Source organism: Geothrix rubra (assembly GCF_030268065.1).
GTDB lineage: Bacteria > Acidobacteriota > Holophagae > Holophagales > Holophagaceae > Geothrix > Geothrix rubra.
The window spans coordinates 101653-122507 of sequence record NZ_BSDD01000003.1; the positions used below are offsets into that span (position 1 = coordinate 101653).

The following is a 20855-nucleotide window of genomic DNA, read 5'->3' on the forward strand; positions in this document are numbered from 1 at the left end:
GTGGCCGCTCCGCCGGCGGAGCCCGATGCGGCCCGGCGCGTCTCGGAGGCTGGAGACTGAAGGGGCCCCGAGGTGTGGATTGACGGGGAGGGCCGGTTCCTTCCCGTCCGCTTCCGGCTCGTCATGGATTTCCGCCTGCTGAAGGGCGGCGCCTACCAGCCGCTTCCGGCCGCGCGGAGGCCCTGGCAGGAGGGCGCCCGCCCTTCGTGCCCAAGGTCACCCTCGCCCCCCCTGGGACCCCGTGGATAATGGCAGGTCTTCCCGAGGTTCCCATGCACCGCCCCGATCCCCATTCCTTCTACGAGTCCTCCCAGCCGAAGACCCGTCGGCTGAGGCTGAAGCTGGGGGTGGATTTCGACCGGAAGCGGATCGAGGGCGAGGCGACCCTGGAATTCGGCGACAGCGTGCAGGGCGACCTGGACCTGGACACCAAGGGGCTGGAGATCCTCTCCGTGAAGGTGCCCGGGGCCGGCCCCATCCCCTGGAGCCTGGGGGAGGAGCAGCCCATCCTCGGCCGGCGCCTGCGGCTGACGCTGCCTGCGGACACGCAGGAGGTCGCCATCTCCTACCTCACCTCGCCCGAGGCCATGGCCCTGCAGTGGCTGGAGCCCGCACAGACGGAGGGCAGGCAGGCCCCCTTCCTCTTCAGCCAGTGCCAGCAGATCCACGCCCGCACCCTGGTGCCCTGCCAGGACACCCCGATGGTCCGCATCTCCTACCAGGCGGAGGTCACGGTGCCCGAGGGCCTGACCGCCGTGATGTCGGCGGGTCCCGCCGGGGACGCCCCGGCGCCCGGCGGCCGGCACGTGTTCCGGTTCGCGATGCCCCAGCCCATCCCCAGCTACCTCCTGGCCCTGGCCGTGGGGCGACTGGCGTCCCGCGACCTGAGCCCCCGCAGCCGTGTCTGGGCCGAGCCGGAAACCGTCGCGTCCGCCGCGTGGGAGTTCGCAGGCGTGGAGGACATGATCGCCAAGGCCGAGGGGCTCTTCGGCGCCTACCCCTGGGACCGCTACGACATGCTGGTGCTGCCGCCCTCCTTCCCTTATGGCGGGATGGAGAACCCGCGCATGACCTTCCTCACGCCCACGCTGCTGGCCGGGGACCGCAGCCTGGTGGACGTCGTGGCCCACGAGCTGGCCCACAGCTGGACGGGCAACCTGGTCACGAACGCCAGCATGGAGCACTTCTGGCTGAACGAGGGCTTCACCGTGTGGGCGGAGCGCCGCATCCTGCGCATCCTCCACGGCTCGGATGAGGAGGCCCTGGGCTGGGCCATGGGCCAGAAGGCCCTGGAGGACAGCCTGGAGCGCTTCAAGGACGAACCCCACCTGACGGTCCTGCGCCTGCACCTGGAGGGCATCGATCCGGACGACGCCTTCTCGAGCATCCCCTATGAGAAGGGCGCCCGGCTGGTGGCGGCCCTGGAGCGCGAGGTGGGCGAGGAGCGCTTCCACCGGTTCATCCGCGACTACATGGATGCCTTCCGCTTCACCTCCATCACCACGGAGCAGTTCTGCACCTTCGTGGAGGAGCAGCTTCCGGGGGCCCTGAAGGCCGTGGGCGCCGATGCCTACCTCCACCACCCCGGCCTGCCGGAGACGGCGCCGGTGTTCCGGAGCGCCCAGCTCGACCGGCTGACGGCCCTTGCGGAGCGCTGGCCCGAGGGCGTGCGCCCCACCGGCGAGCAGATCGCCGCCTGGAAGCCCGCCGAGCTGCTGGTCTACCTCCAGAAGCTGCCCCGCCAGCTCACACCGGCGGACTGCGCCTGGCTGGACGGGAACCTCGCCCTCATGGGCCGGGGCAACTACGAGATCCTCGTGGAGTGGCTCACCCTGGCCGCCGCCGCCGACTACGAGCCGGCCTTCCCGCGCATCCGGGAGGTGCTCTCGAAGGTGGGCCGCATGAAGTACCTGCGACCCCTCTACGGCGCCCTCGGCGGCCACGCGCGCACCCGCGCCCTGGCCCGGGAGATCTTCGCCGCCGCGAGCCCGGGGTACCACGGCCTGTCGCGGCGGGTGGTCCAGGGCGTCCTGGAGAGCTACCCCGCCTGATCCTCTCCAGGACATCCGGCCCGGGGTCCCGCCCCGCGAGCCTGCTCGCCCAACCGCCCCTCGACCCGCCTCGATCCCCACGGTGAACCATGAGCGATGATTCCACCCAGGACGGCCTGCGCCTCCCCGAGAACGCCTTCCGGGAGCTGAGGGAGGGGGAGGCCTACCAGCCGGTCGTACCCGCCGGGCTGAACCCGCCCGAGGTCACGGTGCGGAGCGTGGTCTCCGGCTTCTTCTGGTCCGTGATGTTCTCCGCGGCCGCCACCTACATCGCCCTGAAGCTGGGCCAGGGCATCGAGAGCGCCATCCCCATCTCCATCCTGGCGGTGGGCTTCTCGGTCTTCGCCGTGAAGTTCCTCAAGCGCCGGGCCTCCACCCTGCTCGAGAACGTGAACATCCTGGCCATCGGCGCCACCAGCGGCATCATCGCCGGGGGCAGCGTCTTCGTCATGCCCGCCGTCCACATCCTGGAGCTGAAGACCAGCTTCTGGCAGATCTTCCTGGTGCCCCTCCTCGGCGGCATCCTGGGCGTGTTCTTCCTCGCCCCCTTCCGCCGCTACTTCGTGCGCGACCTCCACGGCAAGCTGCCCTTCCCCGAGGCGACGGCCACCACCGAGATCCTCATGGCCGGCAAGCGGGGCGGGCACAGCGCCATCGTCCTCACCTATTCCGCCATCACCGCCGCCATCTTCGATTTCGTAGGCCCCGCCATGCATGGCTGGGCCGAGAACTTCAGCACGGCCACCATCGGGGTCCTGAACGGCTTCACCACCCGGTTCAAGGCCGTGTTCTCCATGAACACCGCCGCCGCGGTCATGGGACTCGGCTACATCATGGGCATCCGCTACGCGGCCATCATCATGGCGGGCAGCATGCTGAGCTTCCTGGTGCTGGTGCCCCTCTTCGCGCACCTGGGCCAGTTCATCCCCGGCGCCATCTCCATGGGCGCCCCACCCCTCGGCACCATGCCCTACGATGCCATCTTCGCCAACTACGTTCGGCCCGTGGGCATCGGGGGCATCTTCGCCGCCGGCATCATCTCGATCCTGAAGATGTCCCCGGTCATCGGGAAGGCCACGAAACAGGCCTTCGGCGAGATCGGACACCTCCTGAAGGGCGGCGCGAAGCAGGCGGAGGACGTCCGCACGGACCGGGCCATGCCCATGAGCATGAACCTCCTGGGCATCCTGGCCGTATCCCTCGCCATCCTTTTCTATTTCCGCTTTTCCGTGCTGGCGGGCGAGCCCAGGAGTACGTATCTCGCCCTCATCTCCACGGCCCTGACGCTGGTCATCACCTTCCTGTTCGTGGCCGTGAGCGCCTGGGCCGTGGCCATGATCAGCGTGACCCCCATCAGCGGCATGACCCTCACCACCCTGATCGTCACGGCCGTGGCCCTGGCCTCCCTGGGGCTCGCCGGCAAGAGCGGGATGCTCCAGGTGCTGCTCGTGGGCGGCGTGGTCTGCACGGCCCTCTCCATGGCCGGCTCCCTGGTCACCCAGTACAAGATCGGCTACTGGCTCGGCGCCACGCCCCGCACCATCGAGGTCAGCAACATCCTGGGCAGCGTCGCGGCCTCGCTGGCCACCACCGCCGTCATCCTCCTCATGGCCAAGGTCTACGGCTTCTCGCCCAGCGCCGCCCATCCGCATCCGCTGCCCGCCCCGCAGCCCAACGCCATGGCCGCCGTGTTGAGGGGCGTCTTCGGCGGCGCCGGCGCCCCCTGGTTCATGTACGTCATCGGCGCCGTCATCGCCGCGGCCGTGGAGATGTGTGGGGTGTCCGGCCTGGCCTTCGCCATGGGCATGTACCTGCCGATGGAATTGAACTCCCCGCTCGTCCTGGGCGCAGCCGTGGCCTGGTTCGTGCAGCGTTCCAGCGCCGATCCGGCGCTCTCGAAGGCCCGGCATGAGAAGGGCACCCTGATCGCCTCCGGGTTCATCGCGGGCGGGGCCCTGGTGGGGGTCCTGACCGCCTTCCTCAAGTTCATCGAGGATTCCGCCCACGTCCACCTCATCCCGGACGTTTCGGCCTGGGGCGGCTTCGGTGCCTTCGTGGGCGCCTGGGGCAACTGGATCGGCCTGGCCGTCTTCCTCCTGCTGGCCTGGGGTCTCTACTGGGACGCCTGCCGCGAGAAGGTGGAAGCCTGAGCCTGACCCCGGACCCCCACCGGTAGTACCTTTGTCGGATACCCCACCCCAGGAGTCCCCATGTCCCACGAGCCCGCGAGCGAGGCGATCCACGGCCTGCCGGAGAACGCCCGGCGTCCCCTGAATCCCGGCGAACACTATGTCCCGCTGGTGACCGCGGAGACCGGCGTGGCCGAGGTGACCCCCCGCAGCGTGTCCCTGGGTCTGCTCTTCTGCGCCATCTTCAGCATGGCCGCCGCCTACCTGGCCCTGAAGGTGGGCCAGGGCATCGAGGCCGCCATCCCCATCGCCATCCTGGCCGTGGGCCTGAGCCGGTTCTACCCGCGCAAGAGCACCATCCTTGAGAACGTCATCATCCAGAGCATCGGCGCCAACAGCGGCCACGTGGTGAGCGGCGCCGTGTTCACCATCCCCGCCCTCTACATGCTGGCCGCCATCCCCGGCAGCGGCGTGGTCCAGCCCCGGCTCTGGCAGGTGGTGCTGGTGAGCTTCCTGGGCGGCAGCCTTGGGATCCTGTTCCTCGTGCCCTTGCGCTACCACTTCTACATCGAGAACCACGGCATCTTCCCCTGGCCCGAGGCCACCGCCACCACGGAGATCCTGGTCACGGGCGAGAAGGCCGGCAACCAGGCCAAGACCCTCGCCATCTCCGCCGCCATCGGGGCCGTCTACGACGGCTTCGTGGGCATCTTCCGGGGCATGTCGGAGACCATCCGCTTCCGCCACGCCTGGATCGGCGAGGCGCTCGAGAAGCGCTACCTCAGCTTCAACATGCTCAACAGCGCGGCCACCCTGGGCATCGGCTACATCATCGGCCTGCACTACGCCGCCATCATCGCAGCCGGCAGCTTCTTCGCCATGTTCGTGCTGGTGCCCATGGTCCACGCCATCGGCGAGCACGTGCCGGTGATCCTCGCCCCCGGGACTAAGCTCATCGCGCAGATGGGCCCCGAGGAGGTCTTCAAGCACTACGTGAAGATCGTGGGCGTGGGCGCCATCGCCGGCGCGGGCATCATGGGCGTATTGGCCTCCGTGCCCAACATGGCCCGCTCCATCGTCAGCAACATGAAGGGCCTGAAGCACCAGGACACCCGCGAGGCCACCGCCGTCCCCCGCATGGACCGCAGCTTTAGCGGGGCCTTCATCGGCGCGGGCCTGGTCATCGCCGGCCTGCTCACCCTGCTCTTCTTCAGCTTCGGCATCGGCATCCAGCACGCCCTGGTGCCCGCCCTGGTCGCCACCGCCCTGGTGATGGTCATCGCCTTCCTCTTCGCCCCCGTGGCGGCCCGGGCCATCGCCACCATCGGCACCAACCCCATCTCCGGCATGACCATGCTGACCCTGCTGATCACCGGCGTGGTGATGCTGCGCCTGGGCTTCCGCGGCGGCCCGGGCATGTTCGTCACCATGATGGTCGGTGGCGTGGTCTGCACGGCCCTGGCGGCTTCCGGCGCCTTCGCCACGGACCTCAAGATCGGCCACTGGATCGGCGCCACCCCGGCGCGGCAGATCGGCTGGAAGTTCGTGGGCACCTTCGTGGCGGCCGTCTTCACCGGGCTCGCCATGTGGATCCTGGCCCACCAGGGTTTCGGCAGCCAGGCCGTGCCCGCCCCGCAGGCCAGCGCCATGCAGGCCATCCTGGAGGGCGTCTTCGGCACCACGGCGATGCCCCTCCGCTGGTACTTCTTCGGCCTGGGCGTGCTGCTGAGCCTGGTGCTGCGCATGGTGAACCTGCCCGCCCTGGGCTTCGCCCTGGGCATGTACCTCCCCATCGAGCTGAACACGCCGCTCCTGCTGGGCGGCATCCTGGCCCACCTGGTGAACCGCCGGAAGGCCGGGGACACCGAAGCCTCCGCCAAGGCCCGGGAGAACCGCGGCGTGCTCGTGGCCAGCGGCCTCATGGCCGGCGGCGCGATCATGGGCGTGGTCGCAGCCCTGGTGAAGATGCGCTGGCCGGACGGCTTCCCCCTCCTGAGCGAGGCCAGTGCCACGGGCGCCCTCGGCGAGTGGATCGCCATCGTCGCCCTCGCCGCCCTCTGCACCTACGTCGTCGTGGGCAGCCGGAAGGGCGAGGCCTGAGGAATCCTCAGGCCAACTCCGCCCGCAGCTCCCGCTGCACGGCCGGGTTCCCCACCACGAGGTTCCCCGTCTCGAACCAGCCCTGCCCGCCCTCCCAGTCGGTGATCACGCCGCCGGCCTCCTGCACGAGCAGGGCGCCGGCGGCGAGGTCCCAGGGCTTGAGGCCCAGCTCGAAGTAGCCGTCGAAGATGCCGCAGGCGGTGTGGGCCAGGTCGAGGGCGGCGCTGCCGGCGCGGCGGATGCCCTTGGCCCGGGGGAAGACGCGGCTGAGGGCGGCGTTGAAGGCGGGCCAGCGGTCGCCCAGCTGGTAGGCGAAGCCCGTGGCGAGGAAGGCGCCGTCCAGGCCCGGCTGCTGGGAGACCCGCATGGGCCGACCGTTCCAGGTGGCGCCCACCCCGCGCACGGCCAGGAAGCAGTCCTCCCGCAGGGGGTCGAGCACGCACCCCACCACGGGTCCCTCGCCGTCCCACAGGGCCACGGACACGCACCAGTGGGGGAAGCCCTGGACGAAGTTCAGGGTGCCGTCCAGGGGATCGACGATCCAGCGGATGTCGGCGTTGCCGGACCCGCCGGTCTCCTCGCCGAGGAACCCGTACTGGGGGAAGCGGAAGTCCAGCTCGGCGTGGATGGCGGCCTCGGCCGCCCGATCGGCCTCGCTCACGACGTCGTTCTTGGTCTTCTCGGTGATGGTGGCGGGATCCAGTTTCCGGAAGCATCCGAGCAGCACCCGGCCTCCGGCCTGGGCTGCGGCCACGCAGGCTTCCCGCTGGGCATCGTACATGGGCTTCACCTCTGCCCGATTCTCACATGCCCGCCTCGGCCTGCCGCTTCAGGGCCCGCACCATGCCGGGGAAGATGAACCGGTGGAAGGGCAGCACCGAGTACCAGTAGAGGAGCCCCGTCAGGCCCCGCGGATCGAAGAAGGCCGTCTGCTCCAGGCGGGAGCCCGCGCCCTCGGGCCGCACCTGGAACTGGAGCCAGGCGTGGCCCGGCAGCTTCATCTCGGCCCGCAGGCGCAGGAGGTGACCCGGCTCCAGGGCCTCCACCCGCCAGAAGTCCACGGGATCGCCCACCCGCAGGTTGCGGGGATGGCGTCGCCCCCGCCGCATGCCCAGGCCGCCGGTCAGGCGGTCCAGGAGGCCGCGCAGCTGCCACAGCCAGTTCCCCGCGGGCCAGCCCGCCTCCCCCCCCAAGGCGCAGCAGGCCCGGAACACCGCCTCGGGCCGGGCCTTCACGTGGCGGTGGTGGCGCTCCAGGAGCATGCCCTCGTGGGCCCCCAGCTCCATCCCTTCGGGCCCGCCGGCCAGGCCCGTGGCCCAGGTGGTCTCCACGTTGTCCTCGTCCAACCGCTGGAGGGCCAGGGCCAGGGCCTCGCGGTAGGCCATGGGACGCACGCGGAAGGCGGACAGGGCGCGGGGATCCTGCACCACCACCTCCGTGGTCATGCCGTCCACCAGCGGGCCCGCCACGGCCTTGGGGACCGGGGTCACCAGGTCCACCCAGTGGACCGACAGCCGCGGAAAGGGCACGTCCATGGGCACGATGATCCGGTGGAGGCCCCGGGCCTCGGCGTAGGCCAGCATCATCCCCCGGTAGTCGAGGACATCCCGCCCGCCGATCTCGAAGATGCCCGACAGGTCCGGGTGGTCGAGGGCCTCGAGCAGGTAGGCCAGCACGTCCCGGATGCCGATGGGCTGGCAGCGGGTGTTCACCCAGCGGGGCGTGACCATCACCGGCAGGCGCTCCGTGAGGTGGCGGATCATCTCGAAGCTGGCGCTGCCGCTGCCCACGATGACAGCGGCCCGGAATTCCAGGACGGGAACGCCGGCGGAGGCCAGGGCCTCGCCCACCTCCTGCCGGCTGGCCAGATGGTGGCTGCGCTTCCGCGTGGGGTCCCCCAGCCCGCCCAGGTAGAGGATCCGGCGGACATGCCCCCGGCTGCAGGCCTGGGCGAAGGTGCGGGCCTGCCGCAGGTCCTGCTCCCGGAAATCGGGGCTCTTGTCCGCCATGGCGTGGACCAGGTAGTAGGCCTGGTGGACGCCCTCGAGGGCCGGGTCCAGGGTGGCCGGATCGGAGACATCCCCCCGCACGATCTCCACCCCCGGCCAGTTCCGGCCCGCCAGACGCTCGGGGTTGCGGACGAGGCAGCGCACCCGGTGCCCCGACGCCAGGAGGCGCGGCACGAGGCGGCCTCCGATGTAGCCCGTGGCCCCCGTGACCAGCACCGCCGGCCGGCCCGGATCCATCAGCACCGCGCCTGTGGGCAGGAAACCGGCCGAATCGCTCATGCCGGCACCAGGTCCGCGAAGACGAACCCGTTCCGTTCCACCACCTCACCCGGCGTCAGGGCCACCGGCCGGTCGAACATGGGGCCGTCCCAGGCGAAGGTGTGGAACTCGCCCCGCTCGCCGCAGGGGTCCACCCCCGGGGGCAGGGCCGAGAGCAACTCCGCATCGAAGGCCCGGCCCGCGAAGCCGGCGGCCAGGGCCTGCGGATCCACGCAGACCAGGGTGGCCTTCAGCCCGGCGGCCACCATCTCGCGGGCCAGGCGGGCGGTGTCCTCCCCCCACAGCGGGAAGCGCGGTTCCAGGCCCGTGCCGGCGAGCCGGGCCTCCCGGTAGGCCCGGACATCCTCCAGGAACAGGTCCCCGAAGGCCATCACGGTGATGCCCTCGGCTGCGGCCCGGGCACAGGCCCCGGCCATGGCGGCCCCGTAGGCCTCGTCGGAGCAGGGCCAGGGCAGCGGCACTTTCCAGAGGGGGAGCCCCGCCGCGTCGGCCTGGTCCGCCAGCAGGGCCTCCCGGACCCCATGCATGGCCACCCGGTCGAAGGCCTGGTTCAGGGTGGTGAGGAGGCCGACCACCTCCACCTCCCCCTGCTCCCGGAGCCGGTGCAGCGCGTAGGCCGCATCCTTGCCGCTGGACCAGCTGAGCAGCGCCTTGGGGACCGTCATGGGAGCTCCGGGTCCCAAGTATGGCCGCCGCGGGCCCGCTCGCAAATCCTGACGAAAATGGTAAACTTTGTCGGGAGCCGTCCATGCCCAAGGTCATCAACATCGAACCCACCCCCAACCCTGACGCCCTGAAGTTCCTGGTGAACCCGGCCGTGCTCAAGGCGGGCTCCCGATCCTTCAAGGATTTCGGCGCCGCGGTGGGCGATCCCCTGGGCTCCGCCCTCTTCGGCCTGGGCAAGGTGACGTCCGTGTTCTACATGGACCGCTTCGTGACCGTGAACAAGGAATCCTCCGCCGAGTGGAGCGACCTGATCGACCCCATCTGCGAGGCCATCGAGGACCTGAAGCTGCCCGACGACGCCACCGGCGAGGGCCCGCGGCTGGCCCAGGGCGCCGGGGCCGACGAGAAGCTGGCCCGCATCCACGAGCTGCTGGACACCCGCATCCGGCCCGGCCTGGCCGGGGACGGCGGCGGCCTGGAGGTGATCTCCTTCGACGGCCAGACCCTCGAGATCAGCTACCACGGCGCCTGCGGCTCCTGCCCCTCCTCCACCAGCGGCACCCTCCGCTACATCGAGGGCATGCTGCAGGAGGAAGTGGACCCCGCGATCCGCGTGATCAGCTGGTAGGCGGGGTGGAACCGGGCCCCTGCCCCGCCACGGCGCCTCGGTCATGGCCGCAGGCCATGCCGAGTGGAAGTGGACCGCGTGATCCGCTGGCAGCCGGTCCGGGCCTTCCCCGCCGGAGTGGAGTACTCTAGGGATGTCCTCGGAGGCTGTGTGGCCAAGACGGGCGGTCAGGCTCGGAAGAAGGTGGACCATCTGGCGGCGCTGGCCAACCTGCTGGCGGAGAACAGCGCCGATCCCGCCCACCTGTTCGAGCACGGCCTGGCCCTCCTGATGGAGCGGCTCCAGGCGGAGCGGGCCATGCTGACCCGGGTGGCGGGACTGGGGCACGAGGTCTTCTGGTGGGCCGCCGATGACGAGATCGCCATGCACCGGATCTTCCAGAACCCCGAGAAGGGCTACTGCCCCTGGGTGATGGCCCATCCCGAGCGGCCCCTCGTGGTCCGGGACGCCCTCGCCGAACCCATGTGGCGGGAGAGCGCGGCCTGGACGGACCTGGGCATCCGGGCCTACGCCGGGGTGGCCCTCCGCAACGGGAACAAGGTGATCGGCACCCTCTGCGTCCAGGCCAGCGAGGCCCGCGTCTTCGGTCGCGGCGCCCTGACCCTGCTCAAGGCCCTGGGGCACCTCTTCAGCAAGACCCTGGAGACGGAACACCTGAAGCAGGAGCTGCAGGCCACCCGGGATGCCCTGGAGCTGAGCAGTGCCGTGGTGCAGGACAGCGCCCTGCAGAGCGCCCGGTCGGGGCTGCCCAACCGCCGGTACCTCGAGATCTGGCTGCGGGCCACGGTCTTCCTCGCCCGGCGCCGGAACGAGCAGATGGCCCTGACGCTCTGGACGCAGCCCATGGAGAAGGGCCTGAAGGCCCGCATCCAGGCCGTTTCCGACGCCCTCCGCGGAGAAGACCTCCTGGTCGAGTTGGCGGCGGACCAGTACCTGCTGCTCATGCCCCATACGACGCCGGATGGTGCGGCCATCCTGCTCGCCCGGGTCCGCGAATCGCTGGGCACCCACCCCTCGGGCGGCACCCTCTGGGATCCCCAGGGGGAGGATCTCTCCCTTCGCGAGGCCCTCCGCCGGGCCTCGCGGGCCATGGCCGAGGCCCGGAGCCAGGGCCAGCCCCTGGTCTGGCAGGTGGAGCAGGCCTCCGTGCCGGGACCCTGACTGGCCGGCGCCGGAGGGGCATGGGAAGATGATGGGCTCAGGCAAACCCGGGATGCGTCCCGGTTCAGGAGGTGACATTGGATACCCCGACCCTGGTGAAGGTGGCCCTGGATGCCCTGGGCGCCGATGGAACTCCCAGCCGCGAGGACCTCTGCCATTGGTATGAACTCATGCACCTCGGACGGGTGCTGGACGACAAGGCCCCCAACTACCTGAAACAGGCCATCGGCTGGTCCTACCACGCACCCTGCGCGGGCCATGACGGCATCCAGCTCGCCCTGGGCCTGGCCTTCCGGGCGGGCAGGGACTTCCTCTTCCCCTACTACCGCGACCTGATGACCTGCCTGGCCGCCGGCCTCACGCCCGAGGAGATCATCCTCAACGGCATCTCCAAGGCCACCGATCCCGCCAGCGGCGGCCGCCACATGAGCAACCACTTCGCCAAGCCCGCCATCGGCATCCAGAACGTCTCCAGCCTCACGGGCAACCACACCCAGCATGCGGTGGGCCTGGCCCGGGCCGTGAAGTACTACGGCCGGGACGCGGTGGTGTTCAGCAGCCAGGGTGAATCGTCGCTGTCCGAGGGCTACTGCTTCGAGAGCATCAACGGGGCGGACCGGGAGAAGCTGCCCGTGATCTTCGTGGTGCAGGACAACGGCTACGGCATCTCCGTGCCCAAGAAGGACCAGAGCACCAACGCGCAGATCTGCGACAACTTCCGGGGCTTCCCGAACCTGAAGATCCTCAAGTGCGATGGCCTCGACCCGCTGGATTCCATGCGCGCCATGGAGGAGGCCCTGGCCTACGTCCGCACCGGCCAGGGACCGGCCATGGTGTATGCCACCTGCGTCCGCATCGGAAGCCACTCCAATTCCGACCGGCACGAGCTGTACCGCGACGAGGGCGAACTGGCCGCGGCCAAGGCCCAGGACCCCCTGCCCCGCTTCCGCGCCTTCTGTCTGGCGAACGGCCTCAGCGAGGACGAGCTCCAGGCCATCGAGACCGAGAACCAGGCCCGCTACCTGGCCGCCCACGACCGGGCCATGGCCGCGCCGAATCCCGATCCGGCCAGCATCCACGATTTCGTGATCCCCGAAGGCTGGGTGTCGGACGAGTTTCCCGACGGCACCCACCAGGCCGCGGGCGACCCCATCAGCCTCATCGCGGCGCTGAACCAGACCCTGAAGGAGGAGTTCCGCCACAATCCGGACACCTTCATCTGGGGCCAGGACATGGCCAACAAGGACAAGGGCGGCATCTTCAACGTGAGCAAGGGGCTCCAGCAGGAATTCGGCGAGAAGCGGGTGTTCAACGCCCCCATCGCCGAGGACTACATCGTGGGCACGGCCAACGGCTTCTCGCGGCTGGACGACCGCATCCGCGTGGTGGTGGAGGGCGCCGAGTTCGCCGACTACATCTGGCCCGCCGCCGAGCAGATCGTGGAATGCAGCCACGACTACTGGCGCACCCATGGCCAGTTCGCCCCCAATGTCACCATCCGACTGGCCTCCGGCGGCTACATCGGCGGGGGCCTCTACCACTCCCAGAACGTGGAGGGCTGGCTCACCACCCTGCCCGGCATCCGCGTGGTGGTGCCCGCCTTCGCCGACGATGCGGCGGGCCTCCTCCGCACCGCCCTCCGCAGCCGCGGCACCACCCTCTACCTCGAGCCCAAGTTCCTCTACAACGCCAAGATGGCCCAGGCCGTGGTACCGCCCAGCTTCGCCGTGCCCTTCGGAAAGGCCCGGATCCGCCGGGAGGGCAAGGATCTCACCATCCTGGCCTACGGCACCCCCGTCCACTTCGCCCTGGAGGCCGCAGCCAAGCTGGAGAAGGAGGGCAAGTCCGCCGAGGTGGTGGACCTCCGCAGCCTCAGCCCGCTCGATACCGAGGCGATCCTCCGCTCCGTGAAGAAGACCCACCGTGTGCTCGTTGCCCACGAGGACAAGGTCTTCGGCGGCTTCGGCGGCGAACTGGCCGCGATCTGCGCCTCCGAGTGCTTCGCCTGGCTGGACGCCCCGGTGGGGCGCGTGGGTTCCGAGTTCACACCCGTGGGCTTCAACCGCATCCTCGAGCGGGCCGTCCTGCCCAACGCCGAGAAGGTGCTGGTCGCGGCGCGGAAGGTGCTGGCGTTTTGAAATCCATCCGCGAATGACGCGAATCGCCCTCTGGGCGCGCGAAAACAACCGCCACCGGGAATCCATGGCCAGTGTCATGCCTCCTTCGCGTTCATTCGCGCCATTCGCGGTTTCATCGATTGCTTGTAAGGAGTGCCCATGCAGTTCGGTCCCTGGGATGTCCAGATCATCGGCGGCGGCACCTTCCGGCTGGACGGCGGCGCCATGTTCGGCACCGTGCCCAAGGTGGTGTGGCAGAAGCTCTACCCCGCGGACGAGGACAATCAGATCCTCATGGCCACCAACTGCCTGCTCATCCGGGGCGAAGTGGGCGGGAAGCGCCACGTCATCCTCGTGGACAACGGGAACGGCGACAAGGAGAGCGACGACTTCATGGCCCGCTTCAAGTTCGAGGGCCGCGGTGTGCTGGACGCCAACCTCGCGAAGCACGGCGTGAAGCCCGCGGACATCACCCTCTGCATCCTCACGCACCTGCACTTCGACCACGCCGGCGGCAGCACCCGCCTGGACGGCATGGGCCGTCCCGTGCCCAGCTTCCCCAACGCCCGATACGTGGTGCAGGCCCGGGACCTGGCCGACGCCCGGCGCCCGCACCTCCGGGTGAAGGCCAGCTACCTGCCCCAGAACTGGGAACCCCTGGAGGCCGCCGGCCTCCTGGACACCGTGGACGGCGCCACCACCCTCCTGCCCGGCATCTCGGTGCGACCGGCCCCCGGCCACATCGCGGGTCTCCAGAACGTGGTGGTGGAGGGCGGCGGCCGGCGCCTGGTCTACCTCGCCGACCTCATCCCCACCGCCCGCCACATCCAGCCCGCCTGGGTGATGGGCTACGACCTGGACGTGGTCACCTGCGTCGACGAGCGCCAGAAGGTGCTCGACGAAGTCGCCGGCACGGACACCGTCTGCGTCTTCGAGCACGACCCGGACATCCCCGCCGGCACCGTCAGCCGCGATGCGAAGGGGAAGTACCTCGTGGCGCCCGTCAGCCTGTAGCCGCCGCATCTGGCGTGGCGGGTGCAGCCGGCGGGGGCCCCCAGGCGTTCCGGTAGACCATGTAGGGGGTCCCGCGGACGTGGTAGGCCTCATGGCTCGAGAACAGCGGATGCTTCTCGATCACGTTGTTGTGGACGGGATAGCTGTAGATCAGCCAGACCGGGCGGGGATGGCGCCGGACCGATTCGGCGACGTGCTCGATGAATATCGACATGATCGATTCATCGAACGGGTGGAACAGGAAGAAGACCCCGTCCCCCGGGCGCACCGGATAGTCCGTCGCATCACATTCCAGGACCTCGATTTCGCACGCCAGCCCCCTCCTGCGCCGCACCGCCTCGACATTCCTGCAGGCGAAGGCGCACAGCTCGGATGAGAACTCGATCCCTGTGACATGGTTGAATCCGTAATCCATGGCCATCAGAAGGACCTTGCCCTTCCCGCAGCCGACATCGACGAACGTGCAAGCCTTCGGGGGTGCCACCCTCTCCAGGACTTCGAGGAAGGGACGCTGCTTGGTGGCGCCGTAATACACGCCCCGATGCTTGTTGGGGCTTGCGATGGACAGGCCACCCAGGCCGACCACCCCGGCCGTGTCGGTGCCTTCCCGGAAGTCGTACCAGTGGTTGCCCAGCTTCCCGATCAGGTTCTGCAGGAGGCTTGATACGCCATGCCTCGAGACGTGACCGAAGGCCCGCGACACCAGGTTCCGTTTCAATCCATCCGGATTCATCACCCCTGGCGCTTCACCCATCCTGCCACCACCCCTGGAAGTGAACCTCGCCCCTGCGGGAGAACGGCCCTGGCATCCCCCCCCTTCTGGCCATCGATCGGAGGGGTCCAGGCACCCGATTGTCTCACCACGGTCCATGGAGGCTCCCCCGGCCCGGGCGGCGAGGGACAGGCTGAGGGTCGCCAGGAGGCGGCTGCGGCAGCGGGTGATGGGATCTCCGGCCGCGCCGGCTCCGCGCTATCCTGGATCCGTTCCCCGGAGGTGCCCGTGGCGTTCACGCCAGGATCCAGGCGCGGCGCGATGGCCGACATCAACATGACGCCGCTCATCGACGTGATGCTGGTGCTCCTCATCATCTTCATGATCGCGGCGCCGATGATGACCACGGGCGTCGACGTGAAGCTGCCCGAGAGCCGCACCGGTCGCAACCTGGAGAGCCAGGCCCTGACCGTGACGGTGACCTTCGACGGGCGCCTGCAGTTCGAGAAGGCCTTCATGCCCCTGCCCGTTTTGGCCAACCAGCTCAAGCAGGCGGCGCAGTCCGGCGGCAAGCGGCCCGTGCTGGTCCGGGCGGACCACAACGTGCCCTACGGCCGCGTCATCCAGGTGGTGGATGCCATCCGCGATGCGGGCTTCACCCAGGTGGGCTTCGTCACGGCCGCCGCACCGAACCTGCCCGTGCAGCCCACCACCCTGGCCGCCAACACCGGGGCCATGCAGCCGTGAGCCAGGATCTCCAGGGCTACCTGCGCAGCCGCGCGCACCTGGGCGAGATGGCCTGGAGCACGGGGCTCGGCCTGAGCCTGGCCCTGCACCTGGCCCTGGGCGCCGCCTTCCTCTGGCCCCACGGCCGCGGCAAACGATCGGAGGAGGTCAAGGTCACCTGGGTGAACCTGCCCCCGGCCATGGCCACGCCCTCCGGCGGCTCCGATGCCATGGCGGAGGGGAAGACCGGCGAGCGCCTGCGCCGGGTGGAGGAGGTGGCCCCCCAGCGCGACACCACCCCCACGTCCACGGCGCCCAACCCCTTCGCCGAGAAGACCACCCGGGCCGCGCCCAAGGGGAACAACCCCGACGCCGCCAGCCAGGGGGCGGGCACCACCGCGGCCAAGGGGAAGGCCCCCGCCGCCAACCCCGTCACCGGGGCCGCAGGCCAGGGCAACGGAGCCGGCATCGGCGCCGGCAGCGGCATCCCGGGCCTGAACCCCTCGGCGGGCGTGCAGGGCGGCACCGGCCTCGTGGGCGGCGTGGACGGCGACTTCCCCTTCATGTGGTACCTGCAGCAGGTCCAGACGCGCATCACCGGCAATTGGAGCCGGGTCTCCAGCCAGCAGGGCCGCGTGCAGATCTACTTCCGCATCGCCCGGGACGGCAGCCTCGACCGCGTGCGCGTGGAGATCCCCAGCGGGAACCCCGCCCTGGACGAGAGCGCCCGCATGGCGGTCCTCCGGTCCGCCCCCCTCCAGCGCCTGCCCGAGGGCTACGACGGGCAGTACCTGGGGGTGCGCTTCTGGTTCACCTACCTGGGGAACTGAAGCGGGACGGGCCGGCGCGGCGGCCCCTCAGGGGACCCGGCCGCCCCCTGGATCGGGATCGATGGTGAGGCGGGCCAGGGGCTGGGGGGAGTGCCGGGGGAATTCGAGCGTGTAGTCGCCCGCCGGAAAGGACAGCCTGGTCCCCTTCGGCCCCTTCATCTCCCAGTCCCCCTGGACCTCGAAGGACACGGTGACCTGATCCTTCCTCGGGTCATCGGGATCGAAGTCGAAGGTCCGGCTCACATAGAGCGGCCCGGGTCCAGAGAGGAGCCCCCTCCGGGAGGTTGCTGGTTTGGCCATGCTCATGGATCCACCTCGCTTTCGTGCGGGACGTCCTGGATGACGGGGACACCACCATCGGTTCGGCGGACCGGCCCGTCAAGATCGCCGGCCCCAGGCGGAACGCAGCGCCTGCAGCTCAGCCTGGTGCTCGGGATCCCTGTCCCGGGGCGCCGCGAGGGCAGCGGCCAGGGATTCCCGGGCCTCCCGATGCTGCCCGCGCAGGTGCTGCACCCAGGCCCGGGCCCGCAGGACCTGCGGGGAATCCCGGGTGGTGAGGCGCCAGGCCTCCTCGATCAGGCGCTCGGCCCCGCCGGTGTCCCCTTGGCGGGCCTTGCACTCCGCCAGGGCCGCGAGGGCTTCGGCCTGGTTGGCCGGCGTCCCGCCCTGCTTCAAGGGCTCGAGGGCCTCCAGCAGCCGGATGGCGGCCTGGGTCAACCGCCCCTGGGCCCGCAGGAGGTCCCCGAGCCGGTAGAGGGCCCGCCCCTGGATCTGGACGACGTTCAGCTGCCGGCTCCCGGCCAGGGCGGACTCGAAGCGCGCCTGCGCCTGGTCGAACCGCTTCTGCATGAACGCGGCGATGCCGAGGTTCAGCTGCACCCGGCATTCGCCCAGGCGGTCGGCATGCAGCCTGCGCACCCGCAGCACCTCCAGCCAGGTGCGCTCCGCGGCCGCCACCGCCCCCTCCTCGAAATCGAGGATGGCCAGGTTGTTCCGGGTCGTGGCGATGAGCTGCCAGTCCTCGAGGATGTCCGCGTTGGCGATCGAGGCCTCGTACAGGCGGCGGGCTTCCGCACCCCGGCCCTGGTACTTGGCCAGGTTCGCAAGGTTCACCAGGATGCTCCCGCGCAGCCAGCGCGTCCCCCACTGGGTGGCCAGGTCGAGGGCAGGATCGAGCAGGCTGCGCGCGGCGACCCAGTTCTCGCGGTCGATCCAGTAGACACCGAGCTCATTCATCACCCGGGCCTGGAGGTCCTTGTCGCCCTCCTCCCGGGCCAGGGAGAGCGCCTCCATGAACAGGGCCTCCTCGTTCGGCCGGGCTTCCGCCCGGGCCCGGAAGGCCATCTCGATCACGGCCCGCGCCTCGGAGTACCGGTCTCCAGCCTGGCGCGCCGCGGACCGGGCCCACTGGAGGGTGGGTTGGGCCCTGGGGTCGCCGCTGCGATTGAGGGCCGAGGCATAGCTGACCACGACCGGGGGGAACCGGGGCGCCTCCAGCGCCGCCCGCTCCAGGAGCGGAAGGGCCTGCGGGGTGTCGCCCTGGATGAACCGCTCGAGCCCGCGGCCATAGGCCTCGAGCACCTCCGTCGAGGGGATCGGGGGCAGGTCCCGGGGAGGCCCGAGGGGGGAGAGCGCCCGGCCAAGCTCCCTCAGCACGGCGGGCACCGCCAGTCCGGGCTCGAAGACCGCGGCCCGGGAGACGACCTCGCGGGTCACCCTCGGCTGGCCTCCCGCGTCCATCAGCCGCACCCGCAAGCGCACCCGCTCAGAACCGGGGACAGGTTCCACCTCGCCCAGCAGGACGAGATCAGCCGCGGTCCGTGCCACCACCCGCTGGATGAAGGCCCGCTCCGCCGCGGCCTCCCGCGCCTGGAGGCGGGGGCGGGCTTCCGCCGCGCCGCTGCGGCTGTAGAAGTCCTGGACCACCTCCACCTGCGGGAAGGACCGCAGGAGGTACTCCAGCAGGTCCGTGGCGGTCGTTCCGGCCGCGGTCTCGAGGCCGGGGGAGCCCGTGCGGTTCTGGAGGGGCACCACCACCAGCTTGGCCTGGTGGGCCCTGGAGAATTCGGGGAGCGCCCCCCGGCCGTAGGCCCACAGCCCCAGCGAGACCAGCACCAGCGTCACGACGGCGGCCCCGGCGGCCCACCAGGCCGGGGAGGGGGGCGCCTGCAGGCGATCCAGGGCGGCGACCACCTCGCGGGCAGTGGGGCGGGAGGCCGGATCCGGCGAGCGCAGCCGGTCGATGAGGCTCCAGAGGGCATGGGGACCCGGGGGGTGGGCCTTCGATCCGGACCGCGGGCGGGGGATGGCCCGGGGAGGGGTCCCCGCGTCCCGGCCCTCGCCCGCGCGCCGGTCGCCCGTGATGAGCAGGGAGGCGACGACCCCCAGGGCGTACAGGTCGGAAGCCGCGGTGGCCGGCGCGCCTTCCAGGAGCTCCGGGGCCATGAACCCCCGGGTGCCCAGCACCAGTCCCGACTGGGTGAGGGTCCGGTCCGGAGAGGGGCTGGAGCCCGAACCCGGGAGCGAGCGGGTGTCCGCTGCGGCCGTCCGTGCCCGGCTTCCGTCCGGGGCCGCGTCCAGGTGGCCGGCCTCGAGGGACTTGGCGAGCCCGAAGTCCAGGATCTTGGCCGTCCCCTCGCTCGTGAGCACGATGTTCGAGGGCTTCAGGTCCCTGTGGATGACCCCCTTCGCGTGGGCCGCGGCCAGCGCGTGCGCGACTCCCCGGAGCAGCCCGACTGCCGTCCCGAGCGGCATGGCCCCCCGCTTGATGACCGAGGCGAGCGATGCGCCATCCACCCACTCCATGGCCATCACCAGCGTCCCCTGATGGTCCAGCCAATCGTAGACGCGGCAGATGCCCGGGTGGTCCAGCCTGGCCAGGATCTGGGCCTCCCGCTGGAACCGCGTCAGGGAATCCTCCTGGTCGATCAGGTCGACCCGGATGATCTTCAGGGCGACCCGGCGTTCCAGGGTGGCGTCCCAGGCCCGGAACACCTGTCCCATCCCGCCCTCGCCCACGCAGGCTTCCACCAGGTAGCGGCCGACCGTATCACCGACCTGGAGGGGGCTGTGGGTCTGGAGGGGCATGGAACGCGCTGGCGGACACCCCGGCCGGCCATCCCCGGCCGGCCAGTGCGCCCTTCCTTTCCGGGTATCGAGCGCCCGAGGCATTCTACCCTTCGTGTCCAAGGCCCCGGGAACGGTACACTCCCCCCATGCTCCCCGCCCTCGTCCTCCCCGCGGTCCTCGGCCTGGTCCAGGCGCCGGGGACCGGCACCCTCACGGCTGAGCCCCGGGAGGTCCGCCCGGGCGAATCCGTGCTGCTTTCCTGGGACTGCCCGAGGGCCTCCCAGGTGCGACTGGAACCCGGCGGCATGGTGCTGCCGGGCCACGGACAGGTGACCCTGCGCCCTTCCTACACGACCACCTACCGGATCTTCGACACCCGCGCTGACGGGAGGGAACTGGGCAGCACGGAGATCCGCGTCGTCCCCAACCTCCCCCTGGGCGAGCCGGCCCGGGTCTGCAGCTTCGACGCCAGCGCCAAGGCCGTGCTGCCGGGCCAGCCCGTGGTCCTGAAATGGGAGTGCGCCGGCAGCGCGAAGATCCACATGGAGCCCGGCGGCATGGAACTGGACGGCAAGAGCGAGGTGACCGTCACGCCCCTGGAGACCACCCGCTACACCATCAGCGTGAACAACGCCGCCGGCGGCCAGACCCGCACCCTGGAAGTGGCCGTGCTGGGCCGCGGCAAGGGGGCGCCCGCCCCGGCCATGGTGTGCAGCTTCGATGCCAGCGCCAAGGTGGTGAAGCCCGGCGAGCAGGTGATCCTGCGCTGGGTCTGCCAGGGGGACGCGAAGGTGCGGCTGGATCCCGGCGGCCTGGAGCTGGACGGCCTCTCCAGCATCGGCGTGATCCCCGAGAAGACCACGGTCTACACCCTCAGCGTGAACAACCTGATGGGCGGCGTCTCCCACAGCCTGGAGGTCCAGGTGGAGGCGCCCCGCCGGGTGCTGACGGAGAAGGATCTCGGAGACCCCGAGGCGGCTGCGAAGCCCCTGGCCCAGGAGGATCTGCCCGAGGCCCTGCGCCAGGGCGCCGAGCGGCGGGCCGCCGCCCCGGCCGGCTCCTGGACCCTGCGCATGGTGGTGTCCGGCTACGCCGCCGGCCTGAAGCAGGTGGCCCGGGCGGCAGGTTCGAAGGCGCCGGAGATCATGGTGCTGCCCTATGTCCGCCGCGACGGCTTCCACTGGTGGCAGGCCTGCTACGGCACCTTCCCCACCCGGGCCCAGGCGCTGCAGGCCTGGAAGGCGGCGCCGGAGGAGCTGCGCCGGGCGTTCAAGGACGCCTTCCCCCTCCCGGTGCGGCGGCTACCGGGGAGGCAAAAGGATGCCCCTCCGCCCTCGCCGCGGCAGGAACGAGGGACCTGAACA

Annotated in this window: 16 protein-coding genes; 10 read left to right on the forward strand and 6 right to left on the reverse strand. The window is 70.6% G+C overall.

The features are described 5' to 3' along the window. Positions 1–272: 272 nt before the first annotated feature. The 3 genes from QSJ33_RS08450 to QSJ33_RS08460 all read left to right on the forward strand — a co-directional run bounded on the left by QSJ33_RS08450 (position 273) and on the right by QSJ33_RS08460 (position 6280). Positions 273–2051: a M1 family metallopeptidase gene (locus tag QSJ33_RS08450; RefSeq protein WP_285724540.1), complete on the forward strand. Its 1779-nt coding sequence runs from the start codon at positions 273–275 to the stop codon at positions 2049–2051. Between the two features lie 89 nt (positions 2052–2140). Continuing rightward, positions 2141–4201, forward strand: a complete 2061-nt coding sequence (locus QSJ33_RS08455) for an OPT family oligopeptide transporter (protein WP_285724542.1) — start codon at positions 2141–2143, stop codon at positions 4199–4201. Positions 4202–4261: 60 nt separating this feature from the next. Beyond that, positions 4262–6280: an OPT family oligopeptide transporter gene (locus tag QSJ33_RS08460; protein WP_285724544.1), complete on the forward strand. Its 2019-nt coding sequence runs from the start codon at positions 4262–4264 to the stop codon at positions 6278–6280. A 7-nt stretch (positions 6281–6287) separates the two neighbouring features. On the opposite strand, the gene QSJ33_RS08465 is transcribed toward QSJ33_RS08460, so the two are convergent. The 3 genes from QSJ33_RS08465 to QSJ33_RS08475 are packed head-to-tail and all read right to left on the reverse strand — an operon-like array spanning position 6288 to position 9233. Continuing rightward, entirely contained in the window at positions 6288–7061 is a 774-nt protein-coding gene (locus tag QSJ33_RS08465) for an inositol monophosphatase family protein (RefSeq protein WP_285724547.1), read from the reverse strand. Positions 7062–7083: 22 nt separating this feature from the next. Further along, positions 7084–8568: an SDR family oxidoreductase gene (locus QSJ33_RS08470; protein ID WP_285724549.1), complete on the reverse strand. Its 1485-nt coding sequence runs from the start codon at positions 8566–8568 to the stop codon at positions 7084–7086. Then, on the reverse strand, positions 8565–9233 hold the full coding sequence (locus tag QSJ33_RS08475; protein ID WP_285724551.1) for a Dph6-related ATP pyrophosphatase: 669 nt from the start codon (positions 9231–9233) through the stop codon (positions 8565–8567). Before QSJ33_RS08475 ends, QSJ33_RS08470 begins: the two co-directional genes overlap by 4 nt. A gap of 83 nt (positions 9234–9316) precedes the next feature. Here QSJ33_RS08475 and QSJ33_RS08480 point away from each other — a divergent pair, with 83 nt between their 5' ends. The 4 genes from QSJ33_RS08480 (at position 9317) to QSJ33_RS08495 (ending at position 14154) form a co-directional block, all read left to right on the forward strand. After that, positions 9317–9862, forward strand: coding sequence for a NifU family protein (locus tag QSJ33_RS08480; protein ID WP_285724553.1), 546 nt, complete (start codon positions 9317–9319; stop codon positions 9860–9862). A gap of 69 nt (positions 9863–9931) precedes the next feature. Then, on the forward strand, positions 9932–11023 hold the full coding sequence (locus tag QSJ33_RS08485; protein WP_285724555.1) for a GGDEF domain-containing protein: 1092 nt from the start codon (positions 9932–9934) through the stop codon (positions 11021–11023). A 170-nt stretch (positions 11024–11193) separates the two neighbouring features. After that, positions 11194–13161 (forward strand): alpha-ketoacid dehydrogenase subunit alpha/beta, encoded by a 1968-nt coding sequence (locus tag QSJ33_RS08490; protein ID WP_420801389.1) that lies wholly within the window; start codon positions 11194–11196, stop codon positions 13159–13161. Positions 13162–13299: 138 nt separating this feature from the next. Then, positions 13300–14154 (forward strand): MBL fold metallo-hydrolase, encoded by an 855-nt coding sequence (locus QSJ33_RS08495; protein WP_285724560.1) that lies wholly within the window; start codon positions 13300–13302, stop codon positions 14152–14154. On the opposite strand, the gene QSJ33_RS08500 is transcribed toward QSJ33_RS08495, so the two are convergent. Next, positions 14144–14872, reverse strand: coding sequence for an SAM-dependent methyltransferase (locus QSJ33_RS08500; RefSeq protein ID WP_285724563.1), 729 nt, complete (start codon positions 14870–14872; stop codon positions 14144–14146). The two genes, QSJ33_RS08495 and QSJ33_RS08500, sit on opposite strands and share 11 nt — an antisense overlap. A 282-nt stretch (positions 14873–15154) precedes the next feature. Here QSJ33_RS08500 and QSJ33_RS08505 point away from each other — a divergent pair, with 282 nt between their 5' ends. Both QSJ33_RS08505 and tolA read left to right on the forward strand, forming a co-directional pair. Next, a complete protein-coding gene (locus tag QSJ33_RS08505; protein WP_285724565.1) occupies positions 15155–15613 on the forward strand; it encodes an ExbD/TolR family protein in 459 nt (152 codons plus the stop codon). Further along, positions 15610–16422: a cell envelope integrity protein TolA gene (tolA, locus tag QSJ33_RS08510; protein WP_285724567.1), complete on the forward strand. Its 813-nt coding sequence runs from the start codon at positions 15610–15612 to the stop codon at positions 16420–16422. Before QSJ33_RS08505 ends, tolA begins: the two co-directional genes overlap by 4 nt. 27 nt (positions 16423–16449) lie before the next feature. On the opposite strand, the gene QSJ33_RS08515 is transcribed toward tolA, so the two are convergent. Both QSJ33_RS08515 and QSJ33_RS08520 read right to left on the reverse strand, forming a co-directional pair. Next, positions 16450–16728 (reverse strand): hypothetical protein, encoded by a 279-nt coding sequence (locus tag QSJ33_RS08515; protein ID WP_285724570.1) that lies wholly within the window; start codon positions 16726–16728, stop codon positions 16450–16452. 72 nt (positions 16729–16800) lie between these two features. Next, a complete protein-coding gene (locus QSJ33_RS08520) occupies positions 16801–19509 on the reverse strand; it encodes a serine/threonine-protein kinase (RefSeq protein WP_285724572.1) in 2709 nt (902 codons plus the stop codon). Positions 19510–19637: 128 nt separating this feature from the next. Between QSJ33_RS08520 and QSJ33_RS08525 the strand changes: the two genes are divergently transcribed. Beyond that, positions 19638–20852, forward strand: coding sequence for a hypothetical protein (locus QSJ33_RS08525; RefSeq protein ID WP_285724574.1), 1215 nt, complete (start codon positions 19638–19640; stop codon positions 20850–20852). Positions 20853–20855 lie beyond the last annotated feature (3 nt).